At 43.0% G+C, this 19,368-nt stretch carries 16 protein-coding genes and 2 riboswitches; of the genes, 6 read left to right on the plus strand and 10 right to left on the minus strand.

Translation table 11 applies throughout. The annotated features are described in order from the left end of the window. Window positions 1–59: 59 nt before the first annotated feature. Both L4D12_RS04570 and L4D12_RS04575 read right to left on the minus strand, forming a co-directional pair. Window positions 60–1,205: a J domain-containing protein gene (locus L4D12_RS04570; protein ID WP_428446642.1), complete on the minus strand. Its 1,146-nt coding sequence runs from the start codon at window positions 1,203–1,205 to the stop codon at window positions 60–62. 355 nt (window positions 1,206–1,560) lie between these two features. Further along, window positions 1,561–2,214, minus strand: a complete 654-nt coding sequence (locus L4D12_RS04575; RefSeq protein WP_428446643.1) for a helix-turn-helix domain-containing protein — start codon at window positions 2,212–2,214, stop codon at window positions 1,561–1,563. Window positions 2,215–2,915: 701 nt separating this feature from the next. Next, window positions 2,916–3,048, plus strand: a riboswitch (glycine riboswitch). Between the two features lie 23 nt (window positions 3,049–3,071). Then, window positions 3,072–3,171, plus strand: a riboswitch (glycine riboswitch). Window positions 3,172–3,273: 102 nt separating this feature from the next. On the opposite strand from L4D12_RS04575, the gene L4D12_RS04580 reads away from it, so the two are divergent. Then, on the plus strand, window positions 3,274–4,656 hold the full coding sequence (locus tag L4D12_RS04580; RefSeq protein ID WP_428446644.1) for an alanine/glycine:cation symporter family protein: 1,383 nt from the start codon (window positions 3,274–3,276) through the stop codon (window positions 4,654–4,656). Between the two features lie 102 nt (window positions 4,657–4,758). Here L4D12_RS04580 and L4D12_RS04585 read toward each other — a convergent pair whose 3' ends face one another. The 4 genes from L4D12_RS04585 to yegD form a co-directional block, all read right to left on the minus strand. Beyond that, window positions 4,759–5,172: an ester cyclase gene (locus L4D12_RS04585; protein WP_428446645.1), complete on the minus strand. Its 414-nt coding sequence runs from the start codon at window positions 5,170–5,172 to the stop codon at window positions 4,759–4,761. Between the two features lie 233 nt (window positions 5,173–5,405). Next, window positions 5,406–7,073, minus strand: a complete 1,668-nt coding sequence (locus tag L4D12_RS04590; RefSeq protein ID WP_428446646.1) for a hypothetical protein — start codon at window positions 7,071–7,073, stop codon at window positions 5,406–5,408. Between the two features lie 333 nt (window positions 7,074–7,406). Then, window positions 7,407–8,063: an HAD hydrolase-like protein gene (locus tag L4D12_RS04595; RefSeq protein ID WP_428446647.1), complete on the minus strand. Its 657-nt coding sequence runs from the start codon at window positions 8,061–8,063 to the stop codon at window positions 7,407–7,409. Window positions 8,064–8,300: 237 nt separating this feature from the next. After that, window positions 8,301–9,653: a molecular chaperone gene (gene yegD / locus L4D12_RS04600; RefSeq protein WP_428446648.1), complete on the minus strand. Its 1,353-nt coding sequence runs from the start codon at window positions 9,651–9,653 to the stop codon at window positions 8,301–8,303. Window positions 9,654–9,827: 174 nt separating this feature from the next. Here yegD and L4D12_RS04605 point away from each other — a divergent pair, with 174 nt between their 5' ends. The 4 genes from L4D12_RS04605 to L4D12_RS04620 all read left to right on the plus strand — a co-directional run bounded on the left by L4D12_RS04605 (window position 9,828) and on the right by L4D12_RS04620 (window position 13,754). Continuing rightward, complete coding sequence (locus L4D12_RS04605) at window positions 9,828–10,451, plus strand: thiol:disulfide interchange protein DsbA/DsbL (protein ID WP_428446649.1); 624 nt, start codon at window positions 9,828–9,830, stop codon at window positions 10,449–10,451. 223 nt (window positions 10,452–10,674) lie between these two features. Next, window positions 10,675–10,830, plus strand: a complete 156-nt coding sequence (locus L4D12_RS04610; RefSeq protein WP_428446650.1) for a hypothetical protein — start codon at window positions 10,675–10,677, stop codon at window positions 10,828–10,830. Between the two features lie 67 nt (window positions 10,831–10,897). Continuing rightward, window positions 10,898–13,048 carry an adenosylcobalamin-dependent ribonucleoside-diphosphate reductase gene (locus L4D12_RS04615; RefSeq protein ID WP_428446651.1) on the plus strand — a complete coding sequence of 717 codons (2,151 nt, stop codon included), beginning with the start codon at window positions 10,898–10,900 and terminating at the stop codon, window positions 13,046–13,048. A 19-nt stretch (window positions 13,049–13,067) separates the two neighbouring features. Further along, window positions 13,068–13,754, plus strand: a complete 687-nt coding sequence (locus tag L4D12_RS04620; RefSeq protein ID WP_428446652.1) for a TSCPD domain-containing protein — start codon at window positions 13,068–13,070, stop codon at window positions 13,752–13,754. A 335-nt stretch (window positions 13,755–14,089) separates the two neighbouring features. Here the strand turns inward: L4D12_RS04620 and L4D12_RS04625 are convergent, their stop codons facing one another. After that, window positions 14,090–15,079: an alpha-amylase family glycosyl hydrolase gene (locus L4D12_RS04625; RefSeq protein ID WP_428446653.1), complete on the minus strand. Its 990-nt coding sequence runs from the start codon at window positions 15,077–15,079 to the stop codon at window positions 14,090–14,092. A gap of 604 nt (window positions 15,080–15,683) precedes the next feature. Between L4D12_RS04625 and L4D12_RS04630 the strand changes: the two genes are divergently transcribed. Then, a complete protein-coding gene (locus L4D12_RS04630; protein ID WP_428446654.1) occupies window positions 15,684–17,342 on the plus strand; it encodes a putative transporter in 1,659 nt (552 codons plus the stop codon). 108 nt (window positions 17,343–17,450) lie between these two features. Here L4D12_RS04630 and L4D12_RS04635 read toward each other — a convergent pair whose 3' ends face one another. The 3 genes from L4D12_RS04635 to L4D12_RS04645 are packed head-to-tail and all read right to left on the minus strand — an operon-like array spanning window position 17,451 to window position 19,362. Continuing rightward, the gene (locus L4D12_RS04635) at window positions 17,451–18,212 is read right to left on the minus strand and encodes a kinetochore Spc7 family protein (RefSeq protein ID WP_428446655.1); all 762 of its coding nucleotides are present in this window, start codon (window positions 18,210–18,212) and stop codon (window positions 17,451–17,453) included. Between the two features lies 1 nt (window position 18,213). Continuing rightward, window positions 18,214–18,696 (minus strand): hypothetical protein, encoded by a 483-nt coding sequence (locus L4D12_RS04640; RefSeq protein ID WP_428446656.1) that lies wholly within the window; start codon window positions 18,694–18,696, stop codon window positions 18,214–18,216. Window positions 18,697–18,699: 3 nt separating this feature from the next. Further along, window positions 18,700–19,362 carry a hypothetical protein gene (locus L4D12_RS04645; protein WP_428446657.1) on the minus strand — a complete coding sequence of 221 codons (663 nt, stop codon included), beginning with the start codon at window positions 19,360–19,362 and terminating at the stop codon, window positions 18,700–18,702. Window positions 19,363–19,368 lie beyond the last annotated feature (6 nt).

A 19,368-nucleotide genomic window follows, 5' to 3' on the forward strand; every position in this document is an offset into this window, starting at 1 on the left:
TCAAAATATAGGCTATCAAACATAAAAATGGCGGTAGACACCGCCATTTTTATGTTGCATTAAATGCATTGTTTCTGCAGCTCACGATAAACTCGCGCAAAATTAGCATTTGGAAAGTATTCATTATTAATTAACAGGCTTTTACTTTCCGTCCAGTTCATCGCAAATGAGCCGTTACCATAAGGAATATTGTAAATTTCAAAATGACGCTCTATCCGCTCAAAAATCAGGTTGGCGGCTAAGCGTCCAGAGCGCATATTCATCGTCTTATAATACTTAAAATCATCCTTACAACTTTTGACAATATACGAGCCTTTTTCGCTCCTTACACTGATGTAAGGCTTACCGGTGTTCTCGAACTGGCTTAATGTCCACACCCCGGATGACGCGACCAATGAGATCCTCGGCTGTTGCTTGGGAGCCGCAGGAATAGGCACAACGGGCTTATCAACCCGCGGCTTATTGGCTAGATTGGCATCCAGAGGATTGGTATGCAAAATGGTCACAACCTTATCTGTCTTTACCTTCTCCGGCGATGTCATCATCCCCCATAATGCGGTTAATGGCTCTCTACCTAATCCTAGCAACATGCCAAGCATCAAGACTGGCAGCATAAGGACCAGTAACCATTTCCGATAATTAAACGCCCCCATTCCACGTAACTGCTTTAAAATAGTCGGAGATATAGCACTCGCCATGGCTTCGGTATTGGATAATGACTCATCAGCACTGAATACCGTACGGGCACCACCACGGTTTAATTCACGACGAGCGTTATCCAGTTGGATTTGTAAGCGCCTATTTTCACGCTTTAGTACTTGGTTATCGTCTTCTAGTGCCTGATTATGGCGACTGCCATCATTGCTATTACCCGTCGCTTTTCTCACATTCTGCAGTGCGTCTTTAAGTTGCTGTACCAATGACTGATTTTCAGATTTTAACGCCTTATAATCCGCATCAAGCTGACGGTATTTTTTTTGCCAGATATCACTGGCTGCATCCGATTTAACAAAAACAGTCTGAACCGCCTCTTCATGCCCGTTACCACTTAAGATCTTCTCATACGCTTGAGAAATTAATTGCATAAGGGATTTCGAGCCCCCTTTATCTGGATGGCAGCGGCTCGATAGCAGCTTATACTGACGCTTAACGTCAGCAGGCGGAGTTTTTTTATCAGTACCAAGAATATCGTAAAATGTTGTCATGCCTGTTCAAACCATTAACAGCCAAAGCATAGAAATGTATACACCCAATAATAGGCAACCAATTGCAGCACGTGTGGTTTATTGACCACAATAATAAGTTTTTTCGTAAAAATCACCCATACACATGCCCCGAAATGCTTAAAGCGAATATGAAGCACACTGATATCGGCAAGCACTTGAAAACCTGAAACAAAATAATGAAATTATTTTGATTTTGTCTGTTTTATACCCAAATCACCTCAAGATACAGGATTCACAGTGGGTTGCTTGAGGTAGTTTTGAGATAAAAGAATACACCGCAATATAGCGGTGCATTCTTTTATTGGACTCAGTACAGTAACTAACAAACAGATACTTACATATTCAGGTTATGCTTTCTCATTCGAAACTCGCCAGGTGAACACCCCATATGCTTTTTAAAGACCCGTGAAAAATACGATACATCTTTAAAACCTGTTGAATGGGCGATTTGTGATATTTTTTCCCGATCAGAGCTTAACAATCCACACGCCAAATCAAGACGCTTCTTGATAATGTACTGTTTCAATGTCACCCCCATCACATTGTGAAACAAACGCGAAAAATAGGTGGGTGAATATTGACAAGCATTGGCTAAATCTTCTTCGCGTAACGGGGCGCTGATGTTCTCATCAATAATCTTTAGTGCGGGTCGGATCGACAGCTCTCGCTGTTCTCCGCCTTGCACCGGTTCAACATTGACATTGTGGGTGTGGAGGCGGCTAAGGCATGAATCAATATCTTGCTTATTCGCATTCGCAGCAATGACATCTTCACCGCCAGCACGCAATACATTCAGAGCAAGATCAGCATCAAGCCGATGATAAACAACCACCACTTTCGTCTGTGGGAAGCGGCATTTTACGGCACGTAACAATTCGAAGCCATTAGAGGTTGAATCAATAACTTCTAAAAAAATCAGTTCCTGACCTGTCATGGTCGACAACAATTCAAACGGCGACACATCAACCACATCATGTGATAACTTCAAGCATTCCTTAGCCTCGGCCACCTTATCGTAATGGCTACAACTAACCCATATCACAGCGTTCACCTTTATTTTTGACTATGTTTACATACGCGTTGTATGCATAAATTTGCGCTCCCTGCCGAAATACCCTAAATCACATCACTCATCGTTTTAGTGCCAGTCAAAAAAATGATTGCACATGGATAATTAACGTCTATAAACCTAAATAAATCCAGAACACAACTTTGTCATAATATTGAGCAAGAATTCGCAAACTATTCTGCTAGGGCAATGACTTCAAATGGTTAACTCCGCTGCATAATATTCATTATGCACATTGCTTATCGCTATAAGTTATAATTTAACTTTTATTTATTTCTTTTTAATCTATTACGTGACCGTAATTTGTGCATTATTAGATTTGATTCTCATCATAAAATCGTCTTTACACATATATCAAGGTCACATAATTATTCGTTAAACATCTCACATCAAGCCCCCGAAGATCGGCTAGATGTGACAATTAATTGCAAGTCCATCACATATTTTACACGCCCAAAAGTAACAGAATACCGTGCTACAAATTTCGCCATTTGCAGTCCGGATCAGAAAAACTTGAGAGATTGACTAAATTTCACTCTAAATATTGACAAAAAATGTGATTTTCTTGAAGACAATCTCATTTTTATTGATTAGTATGACTTGGCAAAATTTGAGTTCCGGTGAAGACAGCAGGAGAGTGGCAAGTACTTAGGTACACTGCCCGCCGAAGAAGTAAGTCGTTTAGCCAACCTGTATCAATCAGGTGACGAACGGTTAATCTTTCAGGCACCGCAAAATCAATGCATAAAATTGATTTTATGGTATGGACTGTTGTTGGAGGAGCCTCTGGAGAGATTCGTTAAATCGGACGCCGAAGGAGCAAACCTACACTAAGGTGCAGGTGAAACTCTCAGGCAAAAGGACAGAGGAGATAAGATCAACAGCTCAGAAAGTTTTACAACTTACTCTGGAATAACCACACAACGGTAATACTGTTGTTCTTTATCTCTTCCTTTGATGTTTAAAGGTAAAGAGAAAATGAACCCACTTTATAATTTTTTACAAACTATTGACAACCTCGTTTGGGGTCCCCCGCTACTCATTTTACTTGTAGGTACAGGTCTTTACCTAACGGTGCGTCTTGGTTTTATCCAGATACGCTACCTACCACTTGCTTTGGGATACCTCTTTAAGGGAAATAAAGACAGCAAAGCTGAAGGCGATGTGTCAAGCTTTGCCGCGCTTTGTACTGCCCTATCGGCCACTATCGGTACGGGTAACATCGTTGGTGTCGCCACTGCGATCAAGCTTGGTGGGCCCGGTGCACTATTTTGGATGTGGATTGCTGCACTTTTTGGCATGGCAACAAAATATGCCGAGTGTTTACTAGCGATTAAATACCGTGAAACTGATGCTAATGGTCAGATGATCGGCGGACCAATGTATTACCTTGAAAAAGGTGCAGGTCAAAAATGGTTAGCTAAACTATTTGCTGTTTTTGCACTGGGTGTTGCCTGCTTTGGTATTGGTACGTTTCCGCAAGCAAATGCGATTGTAGATGCCGCCTTTTTATCTTTTTCACTTCCTCGCGAAATCACCATTGTTGTTTTAACCATTTTGGTCGCGACAGTAACCCTGGGCGGTGTAAAATCCATTTCGAGTGTTGCAAGTAAGATTGTACCTTTCATGGCAGTCTTTTATGTTGTCGCTTGTTCTAGCGTGCTAATTGCAGAATACAGTGCTATTCCACAAGCTATACAGTTAGTGATCAGCTCAGCCTTTACTGGCCATGCGGCTTCTGGTGGTTTTGTGGGTGCAGGTATTATGTTGGCTATCCAATCGGGTATTGCCCGTGGCGTATTCTCAAATGAATCAGGCCTAGGTAGTGCACCAATCGCAGCAGCTGCAGCGAAAACTAACTCATGCGTAGAGCAAGGCTTAGTCTCAATGACAGGTACGTTCTTCGATACCATCATCATTTGTACCATGACTGGTCTGACTTTAGTGGTAACTGGCGCATGGCAGAGTGATTTTGCCGGTGCGGCAATGACAAGCTATGCCTTTGCTAGCGGCCTTGATTCTAACTATCTCGGTCCGATGCTAGTCACTGTCGGCTTAATGTTTTTCGCCTTTACCACTATTATTGGCTGGAACTACTACGGTGAGCGCTGTGTGACATACCTATTTGGTGTCAAAGCGATCCTGCCATACAAAGTTTTCTTCCTTGTATTGGTTGCCGCAGGCGCATTCATGAAACTGGATATGATCTGGTTAATTGCTGATATTGTGAATGGTTTAATGGCGATTCCTAACCTGATTGGTTTGATCTTGCTACGTGATGTCATTATCAATGAAACCCGTCAGTTTTTTCAGGACCTAGCACCCGCGTCCTCTAAGATGGATACAGCACAAACACTTTAATGTGCGAATAGACTCATCGTAACAACGGCACCCTTTGGGTGCCGTTACTTTACTATAGCCTGTAATGTCAAAATGCTCGTGTTAGCAAAAACGTATTGGCTTCTAATCAAGGTAGTGCGTTAATTGCTGGTAAAGATCAAAACTGCTGTCTTCCATCCAACAATCTGTGATCACACCATTCTGTCGCTTAAAATAGAGCATACCTGTAATCAGTACTTTCTGCTGCTTATTCGGGATCCTCGCCCATCCCCCACAATAAGTGGCATGGCACCGGTATAACACCACGGTTTTCTCACCGCTTTGAATTATCTCCCCTACCTCAAACTCAACGCTGCGAAATCGCTGACTCCAGATAGACAAAAAATTCCGGTATTCACTATGGCTAAGGGTGTAAGTTTTCCCCCCAGGTAAATGGAACTGGAAAGGGTCTGCAGCCAATATTTTAAGTTGCCGAGCGTCTGCCTTTACCCATACCTCATTAAACCAATCTAAAATCCATTTCTGCTCATCATCCATAGCGGTGACTCCACCAATGCCTCATTCCCTTACTATGAATTAGCACAACTTTGCTAGAATCCACCACCTACTCCCCCAAAAATCACTCACATTTCATATAAACCGTGATAAAGGTCTGAAGATGTGCGTTTCACCATTCATATTGAATCAACAATTTCGCACATCCAAATTTTTCGTCAGCTCAGCAGCTACATACCGCTATGCTTCAATATGAAAACACACGACATACTATCCTATTGGGTCCACACTCTATCCTTAGAATTATTTCTTCTGTAAATGGTATATTTCATCGCGACTAGGATAAAACCTATCACCATATAAAAAAATGAAGCTATTACTATAATTACAGATGAATCATATCTAGCAATTTGAACGGGATAATCATTAATATCAAGTGTGTTTGTTAAATGAATTTCTAGCTTTTCAACATCAATATGGGTAACGATCCCTTGTCTATTTTGATGCGGATAGCGACTGCAGTCTGAACACGAAATATAACGAATCACGTCGTTCGGACTACGACACATTTTTTTATGCATTGTGTCTCTATCTTGAATATAGAGCGGTGGATCATATCGCAAACTTACTGGTTCACTATCAAATACAAACTTTATATTATTTAAAGTTACTTTATTTTTAATGTGCTCAATCCATTCAAAAAAATTATCATTCGAGCACGTCATTAAAAATATTCCAAACAATCTTTTATTTTTAACCACTACATCCTTTTCTAAAATTAAAAAATGATTACTACTTTGACTATAATAGATCTTTGAGATGGTTAAAGAATCACCGACCTCAATGTCATCAAACTGATCGGTGCTATTAATTCTTTGACCTAATTCCTGCTCACCAAACCGATCTACATTATGATAATAGAGTGGTTTTAACTCTGGCTGAATGTCACTTTTTGCAAAGGAGTAGTATAAATAAGCAATGATAAATTGAATAATAAAGAAAAAACATAATAAAATCGTCATGCTCTCCTTTTCAGTCAGATAAGACTCTCCATTTAACTTATCAACCTCCATTAAACCAGTATGATAAAGTGACTCTTTTTTAACTAGTGCTTGGAAATATTTACCATCCTCTAATGGATAATGACTACTCACTAAAACATCACCGATAGTACCAATGCTTTCATTACTCAACAAGCGTTTACCTTCATGATATAAATGTTCACATGATTGATATATTCCTTTAACCGAATATACGCGAGTAATAAAAAACATCACCACCATTGAGATAATTATTGAAATTAACGTGGCGATATATAGAATCCATGATGTTCCTTGTGTGGGGTCGATGAATGATACAAACCAAGATAAATAGAATAGTATTGCCGTAAAAAGAAAAGTGAATCCTATATTAATTGGACTTGATTTTCTTTTTAAAGATAAACCAGGTTTTATTGCAGTGATAAGATCAAAACCATCAATTTTTGTTACATAAATACACCCTTTATACACCACCCCTTCGATATCGATATCCAGCTTACCTTCAACATCAAGTACAACGGCTGACTCATCGAATGTATCACCACTAACGTCACTGACTTTGTCTATAGAAGCAGGATCATAAGGCATGTGTACCGTTTCAATGCGCATACCTTTAACAGCAAGATCAAACCAGCGGGTTTGACTCGACCCTGCACCATAATAAAGTTGACCGTTAACTTGGTAGGTTCGTCCATCTTTAAACGGTTTTTTATATATTTTTCTTAACGTCTTTAGCTGCTCATTTGTTAATGTTACTGATGCTCTATCGCCTGATGAAATATAAGCTTCAAGAAGCTTTCTACGTATATCATTACAGGAAGAAATACCATTTAAAGTACCGACAGTCGTAAAAATATTGGCAATAGTCATCAATGCCGATATCAAAAAGGATAGTAATCCCAATTTGCACTCCTAACTACAGAAAGCGGTTAAAAATCCATACTCCCCCCTATGAGGTAATTATCTGAATTCCTAGAATGTGTAGCCGCAAATACTTACTATAAAGGAGATATAATATGAGGGGTAAAAAACGCCACATTTTTGGGAGTGCTTTCACAGGCCACTAGAATAGAGTCACCACATAATACGAATCTGGATGAGTCAGTCGCCAGATAATTGTTCAATAATGATCAGCACGGACACAGTCAATACACTGTGCCAACGTACTAACATTATTATACTCAAGCCACCTCAAGATGCTTATTTCAATGAGAATGCCGTGGTGCTCTCTGGCGATTAATGCAATGACAGACGTGAAAGCACCGCCTGATAATGCGCCAAGTTTGGAATGTGTGTGTGGTTGCCTGTAGACGCACCCACTTCTACATACTCATAACCTAATTCTTGTGACGCGTATTTATTGCGTTCGCCGTGACCAAATACAATGCGCCGTTCAAAGGTATAGCCGGAATCTTGTTTAGCTCTGAATGCCGCCAGCGCCATGATCTCTGTTCGGCTCAATGCATCGGATGACGAGGTAAACGTCACGTCTGACAAATCAATGCCAACAGCTCGGAGCTTTAGCTTGGCAGCAGACTCCCAACCACCTGTCGCGACGGCTATGTGCGTATCTTTACGAGAACGCAATTCTAATAAAAAATCTTGTGCGCCTTGAATTGCACTCACAAAGTCAGGGTGGCTGTGCAACTCTTCATTAATTAATGCGATATAACGCGTTTCAACTTGTCGATGCACAAGTGAACGGCTTGCCGTTACACCATGATGGACGATAATCGCATCCAGCACCCCTGCATCGGTCAAGTTCGTATAATTGCTCAGATCCATATCCATCTCGATCCCCAAGACATCCTTTACTGCCTGCGAGTAACAGGCCCAATCTATCTTCTCTGAGTTGACCAATGCACCATCAATATCTATCAAAAACAAGTTCATCGTTATCATTTACCTTTATAATTATTATCGATTCCATCATTCGCGGGCGATCATGCACTTGTAAATAAAATGTTGCAACACTCTGTAATCTCATTTCTGCGAAAACTTACTATTAATCACTCTCTTTCCCGTAAGTTCATCATATTTTGTGATCAAAACTATGAATAAATATCTATTTCTCAGGCTCAGAACGAAAAAAAAGCCTGACAACTCAGGCTTTTCTAAATTTATATTGTTTTACTTAAAGCATTGTTCAGCCCATCGTGCCAAACCTGCGGTAACCGAACCAAAATAGCTTCCGCTGACGACAGAAATACCCGGCAGTTGCTGTTCAATACAACTACGTAAGATAGGCGAACGCGCCGTTCCCCCGGTCATATACACCACATCAGGCCGTTTACCACTTTGCTCTATCGCCTCTGTAACCAGTTGGCTAATGTGTACTCTCGGCGCATCAATGGCGATTGCCATATCCTCCTGAGTCACATCCACATGCAATAGTTCTGACAGATGACCAAGCTCAACCCGATGCTGCTGAGAATCAGAAAGGGCAATTTTACACTCTTCTGCTCTGCGTACGATCTGATACCCCAGTGTTTCATGATACACACGGAGTAAATGGGATAGCTTAGTCGGCTCAGCCGCATCACGTCGAAGATGCTCGAGCGTACTCAAGTTTGCAGAGCCGTAAAAGTCAGTTTGGGCAACCACATTATTAATCGCAATCGGGTTCCAGAACTGACTAATGGGCATCTCTATCCCCTTCAGGGTTTTGCTGCCTAAGCCCAATAATGGCATTAACTGACGAAAAGCCAGATAGATGTCCAAATCATTACCGCCAACGCGAAGGCCGCTGTGTGCCAGCAAACTGGCCTGGCGATCCACTTTTCCCGCCCAGCCGGGCCCCATTTCGATCATCGAGCAGTCTGTCGTACCGCCACCAATATCAACCACCAGCACCGTTTTATTTTCAGTCAGTGTGCTTTCAAATTCTAAACCAGCAGCAACGGGTTCAAACTGAAATTCAATATGCTTAAATCCAGCCCGCTCTGCAGCACGACGTAAAATTGATTCAGCTTGCTGGTTGGCTTTTTCGCCCCCCGTACCCTGAAAGTTAACCGGGCGACCGATCATTGTGCTGGTGATCGTCTGATCTAAACTCGCTTCCGCTTTAGTTTTAATGTTGTGCATCATGGCGCAAACCAGATCTTCAAAAAAACTAATTTGCACATCGCGCAATCCATTGGCGCCAAGAAACGACTTAGGTGACTTAACGTAATAGACCTCTTCCGGATCCTCTAGGTATAGATCAAGCGCTGACTGACCAAATAACAGATCACCACGCTCAACAAGGATATCTTCATCGCGATTAAAGGCTATCGCGCGACGAAGTAACTGTTCACCGGTTTGATCACCCGGTTTTACTCCCATATGACGGTACAGATATTCACTGACCGCTTCTCGGGTTGGTGCACATAATGTCGAAGGAATGAAGGTGTTATCACCTTCTAGTGGAAGCATACGCGGCAGCCCTTGCTCCATGACGGCAACCGAGCAATTTGCTGTTCCGTAGTCAAATCCGATAAACATGTTTCCTCCGAACTGATAAAAAGCCGCAAAGCATACTTAATCTAGCCTCAAGGTCAATCGAAAGCCTCTCAATCACAGGAAAACGTATCAATTCACAAGAAATTTACGTCAAAATCGCGATTTCATCGTGATTTTCATCCATAATGTTTTTTTTAGCTGAATAAACTTATCACTATGAATAAACTCATTAAATACATAGCCCCGTTTGCCATTCTTCTCGTTGCTTTAACGGGCTGTAGTGAGAATGATATTCCCAAGGAAGGGGTAAAATACACGGTTGTCCCAACACCAACAGCGAACATCGCAAATGTAGTTGAAGTATTTTCTCTGGGTTGTGGCCACTGCCGTAATATGGAAACAATGCTGCCAGAGATCGAAAAATTGGCAAACGTTGATGTTCATCAAGTGCATGTTACCTTTAATGAAAGTGCCCAGCTTGCCGCTTATATTTACTATACAGCGGCCATTCAAATGGACGGCAAACCAAGCCAAGCGCTGGTCGAAGCCCTATTTGCCTACGTTCAGGACGAAAGTGCACAACTGGACGAAGAGCAGCGCCAAACAAAATTGAAGCAGATTTTCGACCAATATCATCTTGTTAGCCCATTCGAACTGAATGATGCGCAACGTAAACAGGTTTATCAACAACTGACTGAAGCCAATACAATTGAAACCAATGCGCACATTACGTCTGTGCCATCATTTTTGGTTCAAGGAAAATACTTGGTACAAAGCAGTGCGCATGAGAGTTTGAAGGATCTTGCTAATACCATTAAGTATCTATCAAACAAGCAATAACATGCTTAATCCTCAGGGATGAATGATTGCGCTACGCCATGAAGCAGCTGTCATCTGGCTGCTTTATGGTTTATAGACCTTGCGATCTCCCATTATGAACACTGCTTGCTCCCTATATACTTTCAATTTCCCTCTCTTTCACACCGTCATACAACAAGTTCTCCCATTTAGCCGCCTTTTAGAAGGCGTTTAGACCCGCCTAGAAAGGTAAATGGTTAGATAATTGCGCAATAAAGATCAAAATCTGATTTCGATTAGTATTAGTTACATTGATCGCTTATCGCTTTATCAAGGCTTGAAGATCATCAAAGATAGTGGTTTGATCATCGACTGGCTGTTGCCTCTTCTCGTCACCCATAACAGTGACTCCAATGCTTGAGCCATTACGATGAAGAGATAGGTATTTGAAGGCAATACAATACGATCAATAGTAAGGTGCATTCATCATGGTGAAAAAACCAGCAGATTTTAACGTGTCTCAGGTAGTCAATATTGCGTACCAACCAACCTCTATGGAGATCTGGGACAGCAAGTACCGATTAAAATCAAAGCACGGTAACGCTATTGATCTTACGTTAGATGACACCTTCAAACGTGTTGCGCATGCCTTAGCTGATCTAGAACACGATGACATCCAAGACCACTGGTATAACGAGTTTCTATGGGCATTACGCAATGGTGCCATTCCAGCAGGGCGTATCACCTCCAACGCTGGTGCCTTTGAACACAAACCGGCAACCTCAACCATTAACTGCACCGTTTCAGGCACTATTGATGATTCAATGGACGATATCTTGAAAAAAGTGCATGAAGCAGGTCTGACACTAAAAGCAGGCTGTGGTATTGGTTACGACTTCTCGACCCTTCGCCCGCGGGGTGCCTTTGTTTCTGGTGCCGGCGCTTATACATCTGGCCCAATGTCGTTCATGGATATCTACGACAAAATGTGCTTCACCGTCTCTTCTGCCGGAGGACGGCGAGGAGCCCAAATGGGCACCATGGATATCCGCCACCCCGATATCATCGATTTTATCCGCGCCAAACGTGAAAATGGTCGTCTGCGCCAATTCAATCTGTCATTACTGATCACGGAAGACTTCATTCAGGCGGTTAAAAATGATGGGCAATGGCAGTTGATCTTCCCAATTACAGCGAAAGAAGCTAAACAAGATCATCTTGATCTTCATAATGACGATACCATTGTTTGGGCAGATTGGCCGATCAAAAACGAGCTGATAGAAGATGAAGAAGGCCGTGTTGCGTGCAAGGTTCACCGTACCCTGCCGGCTCGTAACTTATGGAACGTCATCATGACCTCGACGTATGACTACGCCGAACCCGGTTTTATTCTGGTCGATAAAGTCAATCAAATGAACAACAACTGGTTCTGTGAAGAGATCCGCGCAACCAACCCTTGTGGAGAGCAGCCACTTCCCCCCTATGGCGCATGTTTGTTGGGCTCTGTTAACCTGACCAAATTTGTTCATGCGCCATTTACGGATAATGCATCGTTTGATTGGGAATCCTTCCGCCGTGTGGTGACCATTTTTACGCGCATGTTAGATAACGTGGTGGAAATCAATCAACTCCCACTGAAAAAACAGCGCCATGAGATCAACCATAAGCGTCGTCACGGCATGGGTTTTCTCGGCCTTGGCTCTACCATCACCATGCTTAAACAAAAGTATGGCAGCACTTCATCCATCGCATTTACTGAACAAATAGCCCAAGAAATGGCAATAACTGGCTGGAGAGTATCCCTTAGCCTAGCAAAAGAAAAAGGCGTTGCGCCTGTGATGGATGAAACGTTCGAAATTACACCGAAGATGATGCGCTTACGCCCTGAAATGGCAAATGACGGCATTAAGATCGGTGACCAAGTGAAAGGCAAGATCCTTCATGCAAAATACAGCCGTTACATGCAACAGATCGCCAATATCGATCCTGATCTTGTGAATGATCTCGCCAAACATGGCGGTCGCTTTACCCATCACAGCTCTATTGCACCCACTGGGACGATTTCACTATCATTGGCCAATAATGCCAGTAATGGTATTGAGCCAAGCTTTGCCCACCACTATACCCGTAACGTGATTGTCTCAGGCAAAAAGTCCAAACAAAGTGTCGATGTCTATAGCTTTGAACTGCTCGCTTATCGTGAGCTGATTAACAGCAGCGCAATGCCGTACAGTAGCGATGATGCAACCCGTTTACCGGAGTACTTCATTACTGCCGATGATGTTACCCCAAACCAGCATGTTGATATTCAGGCAGCAGCACAGCGCTGGATTGACTCGTCAATTTCCAAAACAGCCAATATCCCGACGGACTTCCCTTTTGACGATTTCAAAGACATCTACATGAATGCCTATGATAAAGGCTTAAAAGGCTGCACCACTTTCCGCTTCAATCCCGAAGTATTTCAGGGGGTGTTAGTCAAAGAGAAAGATTTAAAAAACACCACTTATACCTTCACGCTGGAAGATGGCTCAACGTTCGAAGCTAAAGGGAATGAAGAGATTGAGTACGACGGTGAAACACACACGGCTGCCAACCTCTACGACGCCCTTAAAGAAGGCTATTACGGTAAATATTAAGGTTTATAGGTAGAAAATCATGGTCAAAAAAATTGACAGTAAAATTGTCGCTTTCAGCGTAAAAAGTCCAGAGCAAGAGGCATCACAACCCGTGCCTGCTCAACCCGAAGTTGAAGTGCAACAAATGCATGAACACATGCAACGCCCTGAGAAACTGCTGGGAACCACCTATAAGCTGAAAACACCAGAACACATTTCAGAGCATTCGTTGTTTATCACTATCAATGACGTGGTACTTAACGAAGGCACTGCACATGAAGTGCGTCGTCCATTTGAAGTATTCATTAATTCTAAAAGCCTTGAGCACTACCAGTGGATAGTGGCCTTAACTCGCATTATGTCTGCAGTATTTCGTAAAGGGGGCGACTGCACTTTTCTGGTTGAAGAACTACGCTCGGTGTTTGATCCTCGCGGTGGTTACTGGAACAAAGGCAAATATGTACCTTCCCTGATTGCCGAGATAGGTAACATCATTGAGCTGCACCTGATCGAAATTGGCATGCTCGGTAAACCCGAGGTTGATGAACACCAGCAAGCCTTTCTTGATGCAAAGAAAGCAGAATTAAATAACGAGGCTGCGGCTAAAGAAGAAGTCGGCAACTTTCCACCCAGCGCGACACTCTGCTACAAATGCCACAATAAATCAGTCGTAGTAAAAGATAACTGCCAGACCTGCCTCAATTGTGGTGATTCTAAGTGCGGCTGACCCATCACGTCACGAAATAAACGTGCGTATATTCAGATAAAAAGCTGTCGAAGCAGCTTTTTATCTCTCGGGGAATTCACCCATTATCCTAAAAACCTTTTAATATCTTTTAATATGACATCCATTTTTTAATCATGACACCCATAGTTAAATACCAACAATAAAATGGGCTTCCAACTCACTAAATATGTTCTTCTTTTACCACTAATGGCATTCATACTCATTAGTTCGATTTTTTTCTTCCAATTAATGAAATATTACGAATTTCCATCTCCATCAGGCATGACAAAACCTAGCCTAATGGCTAGTTGATAGTGATATTAATAAATAATTTGTCAGGCTGCGTTTAACAGGCGCCGACAGGTACTTAATCCATGAGTTCGTCGCTGACCAATATGATGATGGTACTCGCGCAGTAGGTGTTCTTTACCGATTGCACCAGAGAAATTTTTTTCTAAATGACTCGTTAGCTCCAACCAGTTTTCTTCACTCAACCCAAGGCGAGTGACAATACTGAGCGTATTGTCTGATATACAGCCTTTCGTTCCATCACGTATCGCTCGCCCAGTTTCATCAACAAGTAATAAATAGTCTGTAAAAACAAAAGGCAATCCCTTCGGCATATTTGCTCGGGGGTTACCTACAAAAGGCAATAATGTTTTCGGTTGGTAACTCGACTTCGCAGCATTGGCGCGCTTTTTAATGCTGGTATGGGCAGAGGTTTCCGGTGTGTTCGCGACTCCCGCGCGGACAGGATTGAGATCAACATAAGCCATACAAGCCGCCAGCGCAGCGTCATCAAGCAAAGCTTGTGATTTGAACCGCCCTTCCCAAAAGCGCCCGGTGCAACCATCTTCTATGTTGGCCTGACGGGCAATCGGCTCATTAAGCAAACGCATAAACCAACTGATATCATATAACCGCTTACGCCAATCATCAGCAAGCCGTTCAACGGCCATTAACTGTGCCCTATCCATCTGGCTTCGATGATTTTCATCCATCCAGGTAGTTGAAAGAAAACTCCCTTTACACACCCGATGCCAACGAGTCATAACTTCTTCCTGTGACCAGCCTTGGGCTTGCTCTCTATCAACATGCAGCACAATATGGGTATGGTTACTCATGACAGCGTAGGCACAAATATCAATCGCAAACACCTTGGCTAAAAATAACAGTCGCTGCTCAACCCAACCACGGCGATGTTCATAACTCTTGCCCGTTAACGGATCTTTGCCGCACAAAAAGCTTCGTCTCACACAGCGTGAAACACAGTGATAATATGGCGTATCGCTTAAGCTAACTTGCGTTTTCCTTGCTCTGGGCATAATTGATCGTTCCCTGTTTCATCTATGATAATGAAAGCCTAGAACACCGGTCAGAAATGTACAAAAGCATGGGTGTCTTAATTACTCCTACACATCAAGACCGTTCTTTCGTCGACTGAATAAATTTATCTACGCACGGATCTTTCTCACATAGTGAGAACTGTTATCCAATTTTCAATCAACGTCCTAAAAGTTGCTTGTTACAACTTACCTATGGTAATGATTTAATATACTATCTTACAAATAGTTACACATGGCGATAGCTATACCTCATTGATAAATCAATCTCTGTGATGTGATTTATCAATAATGTATGCGATTTATATTGACTCCACCAGCCGTAGACACAACTCCCTAACCACTCCTTTCGCATCACATGCGGAATCAGTTCTTTCTGAGTGACTCGCCTACTTCTGGCGTAAATGCCAATAGATCAGGGTCATACCAACACTGAACTGACCGCCATATACAGAACGTGTCCTTGCCACTGTGTATCAATTACACGGCAAAACCACGTCTTAACCGAGCTCTCATTATGAAAGCATGGGTTATGCGCGCCTGAATTCAGTGAAAAAAGGATTTTTCATAAATCAGGAGATTCACTATGAGTGATATCGCGCTTTCCATCAGCATTCTGGCACTGGTTGCAGTGCTCGGATTGTGGATGGGTAATTGGCGTATATGTGGGGTCGGGCTCGGGATCGGCGGGGTGCTGTTTGGCGGCATTTTCGTGGGCCATTTTGCTGGATTATGGGGAGTGACATTAGATTCACATACACTCCATTTCATCCAGGAATTTGGATTAATCCTCTTTGTCTACACCATAGGTATTCAAGTTGGCCCCGGCTTCTTTGCATCACTGCGAAGTTCTGGGCTTAAACTGAATGCCTTTGCTGCGTTAATTGTACTGTTAGGCTGTATCGTTGCCATTGTCTTGCACCATCTGTTTGATGTGCCATTACCGGTGATACTCGGCGTTTATTCCGGTGCCGTAACCAATACCCCATCACTCGGTGCTGGCCAACAGATCCTATCTGAACTCGGTGCTCAGGAAACGACACTTGACCTAATGGGTATGGGCTATGCAGTTGCCTACCCATTCGGGATCTGCGGCATATTGATTACCATGTGGATAATCCGACTTGCGTTTAAAGTTGATGTTAATCAGGAAGCTGATGCATTTGAGACTCATAACGGACAAAAAAAAGACGGCCTATATACCATTAATGTTGCGGTAAAAAATCCCAATCTTAACGGATTACAATTACAAGATGTTCCCGCGTTAGCAGAAGGCGATATTGTGTGTTCACGCCTGAAGCGTGGCGAAGAATTGCATGTTCCTAAACCAGACACCCATATTGAAATTAACGATCTCTTGCATCTCGTTGGCGAAAGGAAGGCCTTAAAGAAAGCACTACTTGTTATTGGTGAAGAGGTGGATGCGTCGCTATCCACTCGCGGTACAGAGCTAAAAGTACAGCGACTGGTGGTGACAAATGAAAAAGTATTAGGAAAGAAGATCCGTGATCTGGACCTTAAAAACAAATACGATGTCGTGGTTTCTCGTCTTAACCGAGCTGGTGTTGAACTAATCCCGACGAGCCAATCGACTCTTCAGTTTGGCGACATTCTGAACCTAGTCGGCCGCCAAGAAGCCATTGAAGCAGTCAGCGGTATCGTCGGTAATGCCCACCACAAATTACAACATGTTCAAATGCTACCGGTATTTTTAGGTATCGGACTGGGTGTACTGCTGGGATCTATCCCCTTCTATATCCCAGGTTTTCCTGCAGCCATGAAATTAGGCTTAGCCGGTGGTCCACTGATTGTAGCCTTAGTCCTTGCCAGAATTGGCAGTATCGGCAAGCTCTATTGGTTCATGCCACCCAGCGCGAACCTTGCCCTGCGGGAAATCGGTATTGTACTGTTTCTGGCAGTGGTAGGGCTCAAATCTGGCGGTGGATTTGTCGACACCTTAGTGAATGGCGATGGACTAAGCTGGATGGGTTACGGGGTCGCGATTACCTTTATCCCACTGCTGATCGCAGGAGTCATTGCTCGTACTGTTGGCGGCCTGAATTACCTCACCATTTGTGGCATGCTCGCCGGTTCGATGACCGATCCACCCGCATTGGCTTTTGCAAATGGGCTACATAACTCAAGTGGTGCAGCGGCGCTCTCTTACGCCACCGTCTACCCGTTGGTAATGTGCCTTCGGATCTTGTCACCACAAATCCTTGCAATACTGTTGTGGGTGTCATAATTATGATGGGTGTCATAGTTATGCAGTTACGGCTACACTATGACATAACATAGAAAAATCATCTTCCCGTCATATTAATTGACGGGAAGAAATATCCTCAATCTTAATCTAAATTTTCACCACTGAGGGTTTCATCACCATACCGGTTTTTACATTCACATAACCGGGTAAAATCACCGCTTCAATGCATCCACTCATTTGCTCACTACTGTTATGGCGAATATGTGCTTGGGTGTTGAACTCCTCACCAATCTCGACTGGCTGCCATTGATACATCGGATAGGCCAACACAAACCGCGTAAACAATGCTGTAAATAATGCAACAATATCAGCGGCATCTTCATGATTGCCATTCACTACTGCATTTTTTGCATAATCCCACAGGTTAGTGATGTTCTTTTCTTGTACCCCACAAACCATCAGACCTTTTAATGATGTCTCTTTAAAAATCCCTGACAGTGAAGACTGCGTTTGTTCAGAAAGTTGCTGATACAACACCTGAATATGCAATTCTTCATCGAAGTTATCACGGTAAAACGCTAACATCTTCTCCGCATCCAGGCTAAGCACCTGTACTTGCGCCATTTCCTGCTGAGCAACATGAATCTGAGTCGTCAGCGTCTCGATGATCTTATCCTTTTCCACCAGTTCAGATTGCTGCACGTTCAACTGTGTATGCAGTTGTGTGATCTGTGCTTGCCACTGCGCGTCTTCCTCCCCCAACCTTGTGTCAGGATCCTGCAGCTCAATTTGAGGTGTATTGAATACATCGCTCACCTCTTTACTCTGCGGTTCTGCATGAACGATAGCAATGATCTTCGCTTTCACCCTCGGATCATTGAGTCCATTTAATATAGCCTCGACATCCATATTAATTTCCTTGTGAGTAGGCTTTTGTCTTCTTTCTAAAGAAGGTTTGCAAACTGTCCACTTGCCCCTCGTCGTTAAATTCAGTCATATACTTCGGATCAGTGGAAGGTGTAGATACGGCTTTACGTACAACAGGCTGTGGTTGAGTCATCCCCGGCGAACAAATAGCCATCTCAGGAAACATCAAGATCTTCTGCCCTCGTCCAGCTTGATCATCCAACAGCCAAGCAAGTTGTGTCGGTGATAGCATAAATGAATCGGCAATCTGAATATCTGGGTCAAGAGAAAAAGTATCCTGATCAGTAATAATCATAAAGGCCAATTGCTCGTCGGCTTCGTATTCAATCTTATTCTTAAATTGTCGCCAGAAACTGTTGATAGGCAGTGAAGCTTCACCTCCAAACCGGATCACCTCCAGTTCACCGTCAATAATACGGCTTGCGTGTACATGCGCATTCACCACGCGTAAGCAGTAATCTGTCATTGTTTACCCTTTTAAATCCATCACTTTATCTTCGATCTGTTCAATCGATAATTCAGGTTCAAGTTTCTGATAAGCTTCCACCAAGGCATGACTGTGCTTGCCACTTTCATCAAGGCTTAGCTCATCATTCAAGTACAGCGAGTAATCACCTGTTTCAAGGCCATTCTCTTTATAAGCTTTAATGGTATTAATAATCGCGGCCGCATCTAGCTCCTGGCTGGCCACAGCAGCCATGAATTCTGGCGTTACTGTTACACCCAAAATTTCATTGATCCCTTTCAGGATAATTGACGCACCAATAGCAGATCGCACTAGTCGATCTTTCTCATCCAGCTGGGAAAGTTTCTCTTCGTCTATCTGTACGTCATGTCGCAAGTGATTGATGTAATCATTAAAAGAATCAAAATCTTCTGGCTTTTTATCGCTAACCAACGCTTTTTCACCCAATTCTTCCATCTGCTCATCGCCTCGAATGATGTTAAGCAACACCCCTACAGCTTTAATCGTATCAGACACCTTCGTCGCTAACTCGACGCCTAGCTTCACGATAGCGGTCGCCGTATCTACTACCCAACTTCCCACTTTTGACACCGTGTTACTGATCGCGCTGCATGCACTACTCACTACACGGCTCACTGCATCACAACAATACGAAAAAAGTCCCATTTTGGC

It is taken from the genome of Photobacterium nomapromontoriensis (genome assembly GCF_050336815.1).
Lineage (GTDB): Bacteria > Pseudomonadota > Gammaproteobacteria > Enterobacterales > Vibrionaceae > Photobacterium > Photobacterium nomapromontoriensis.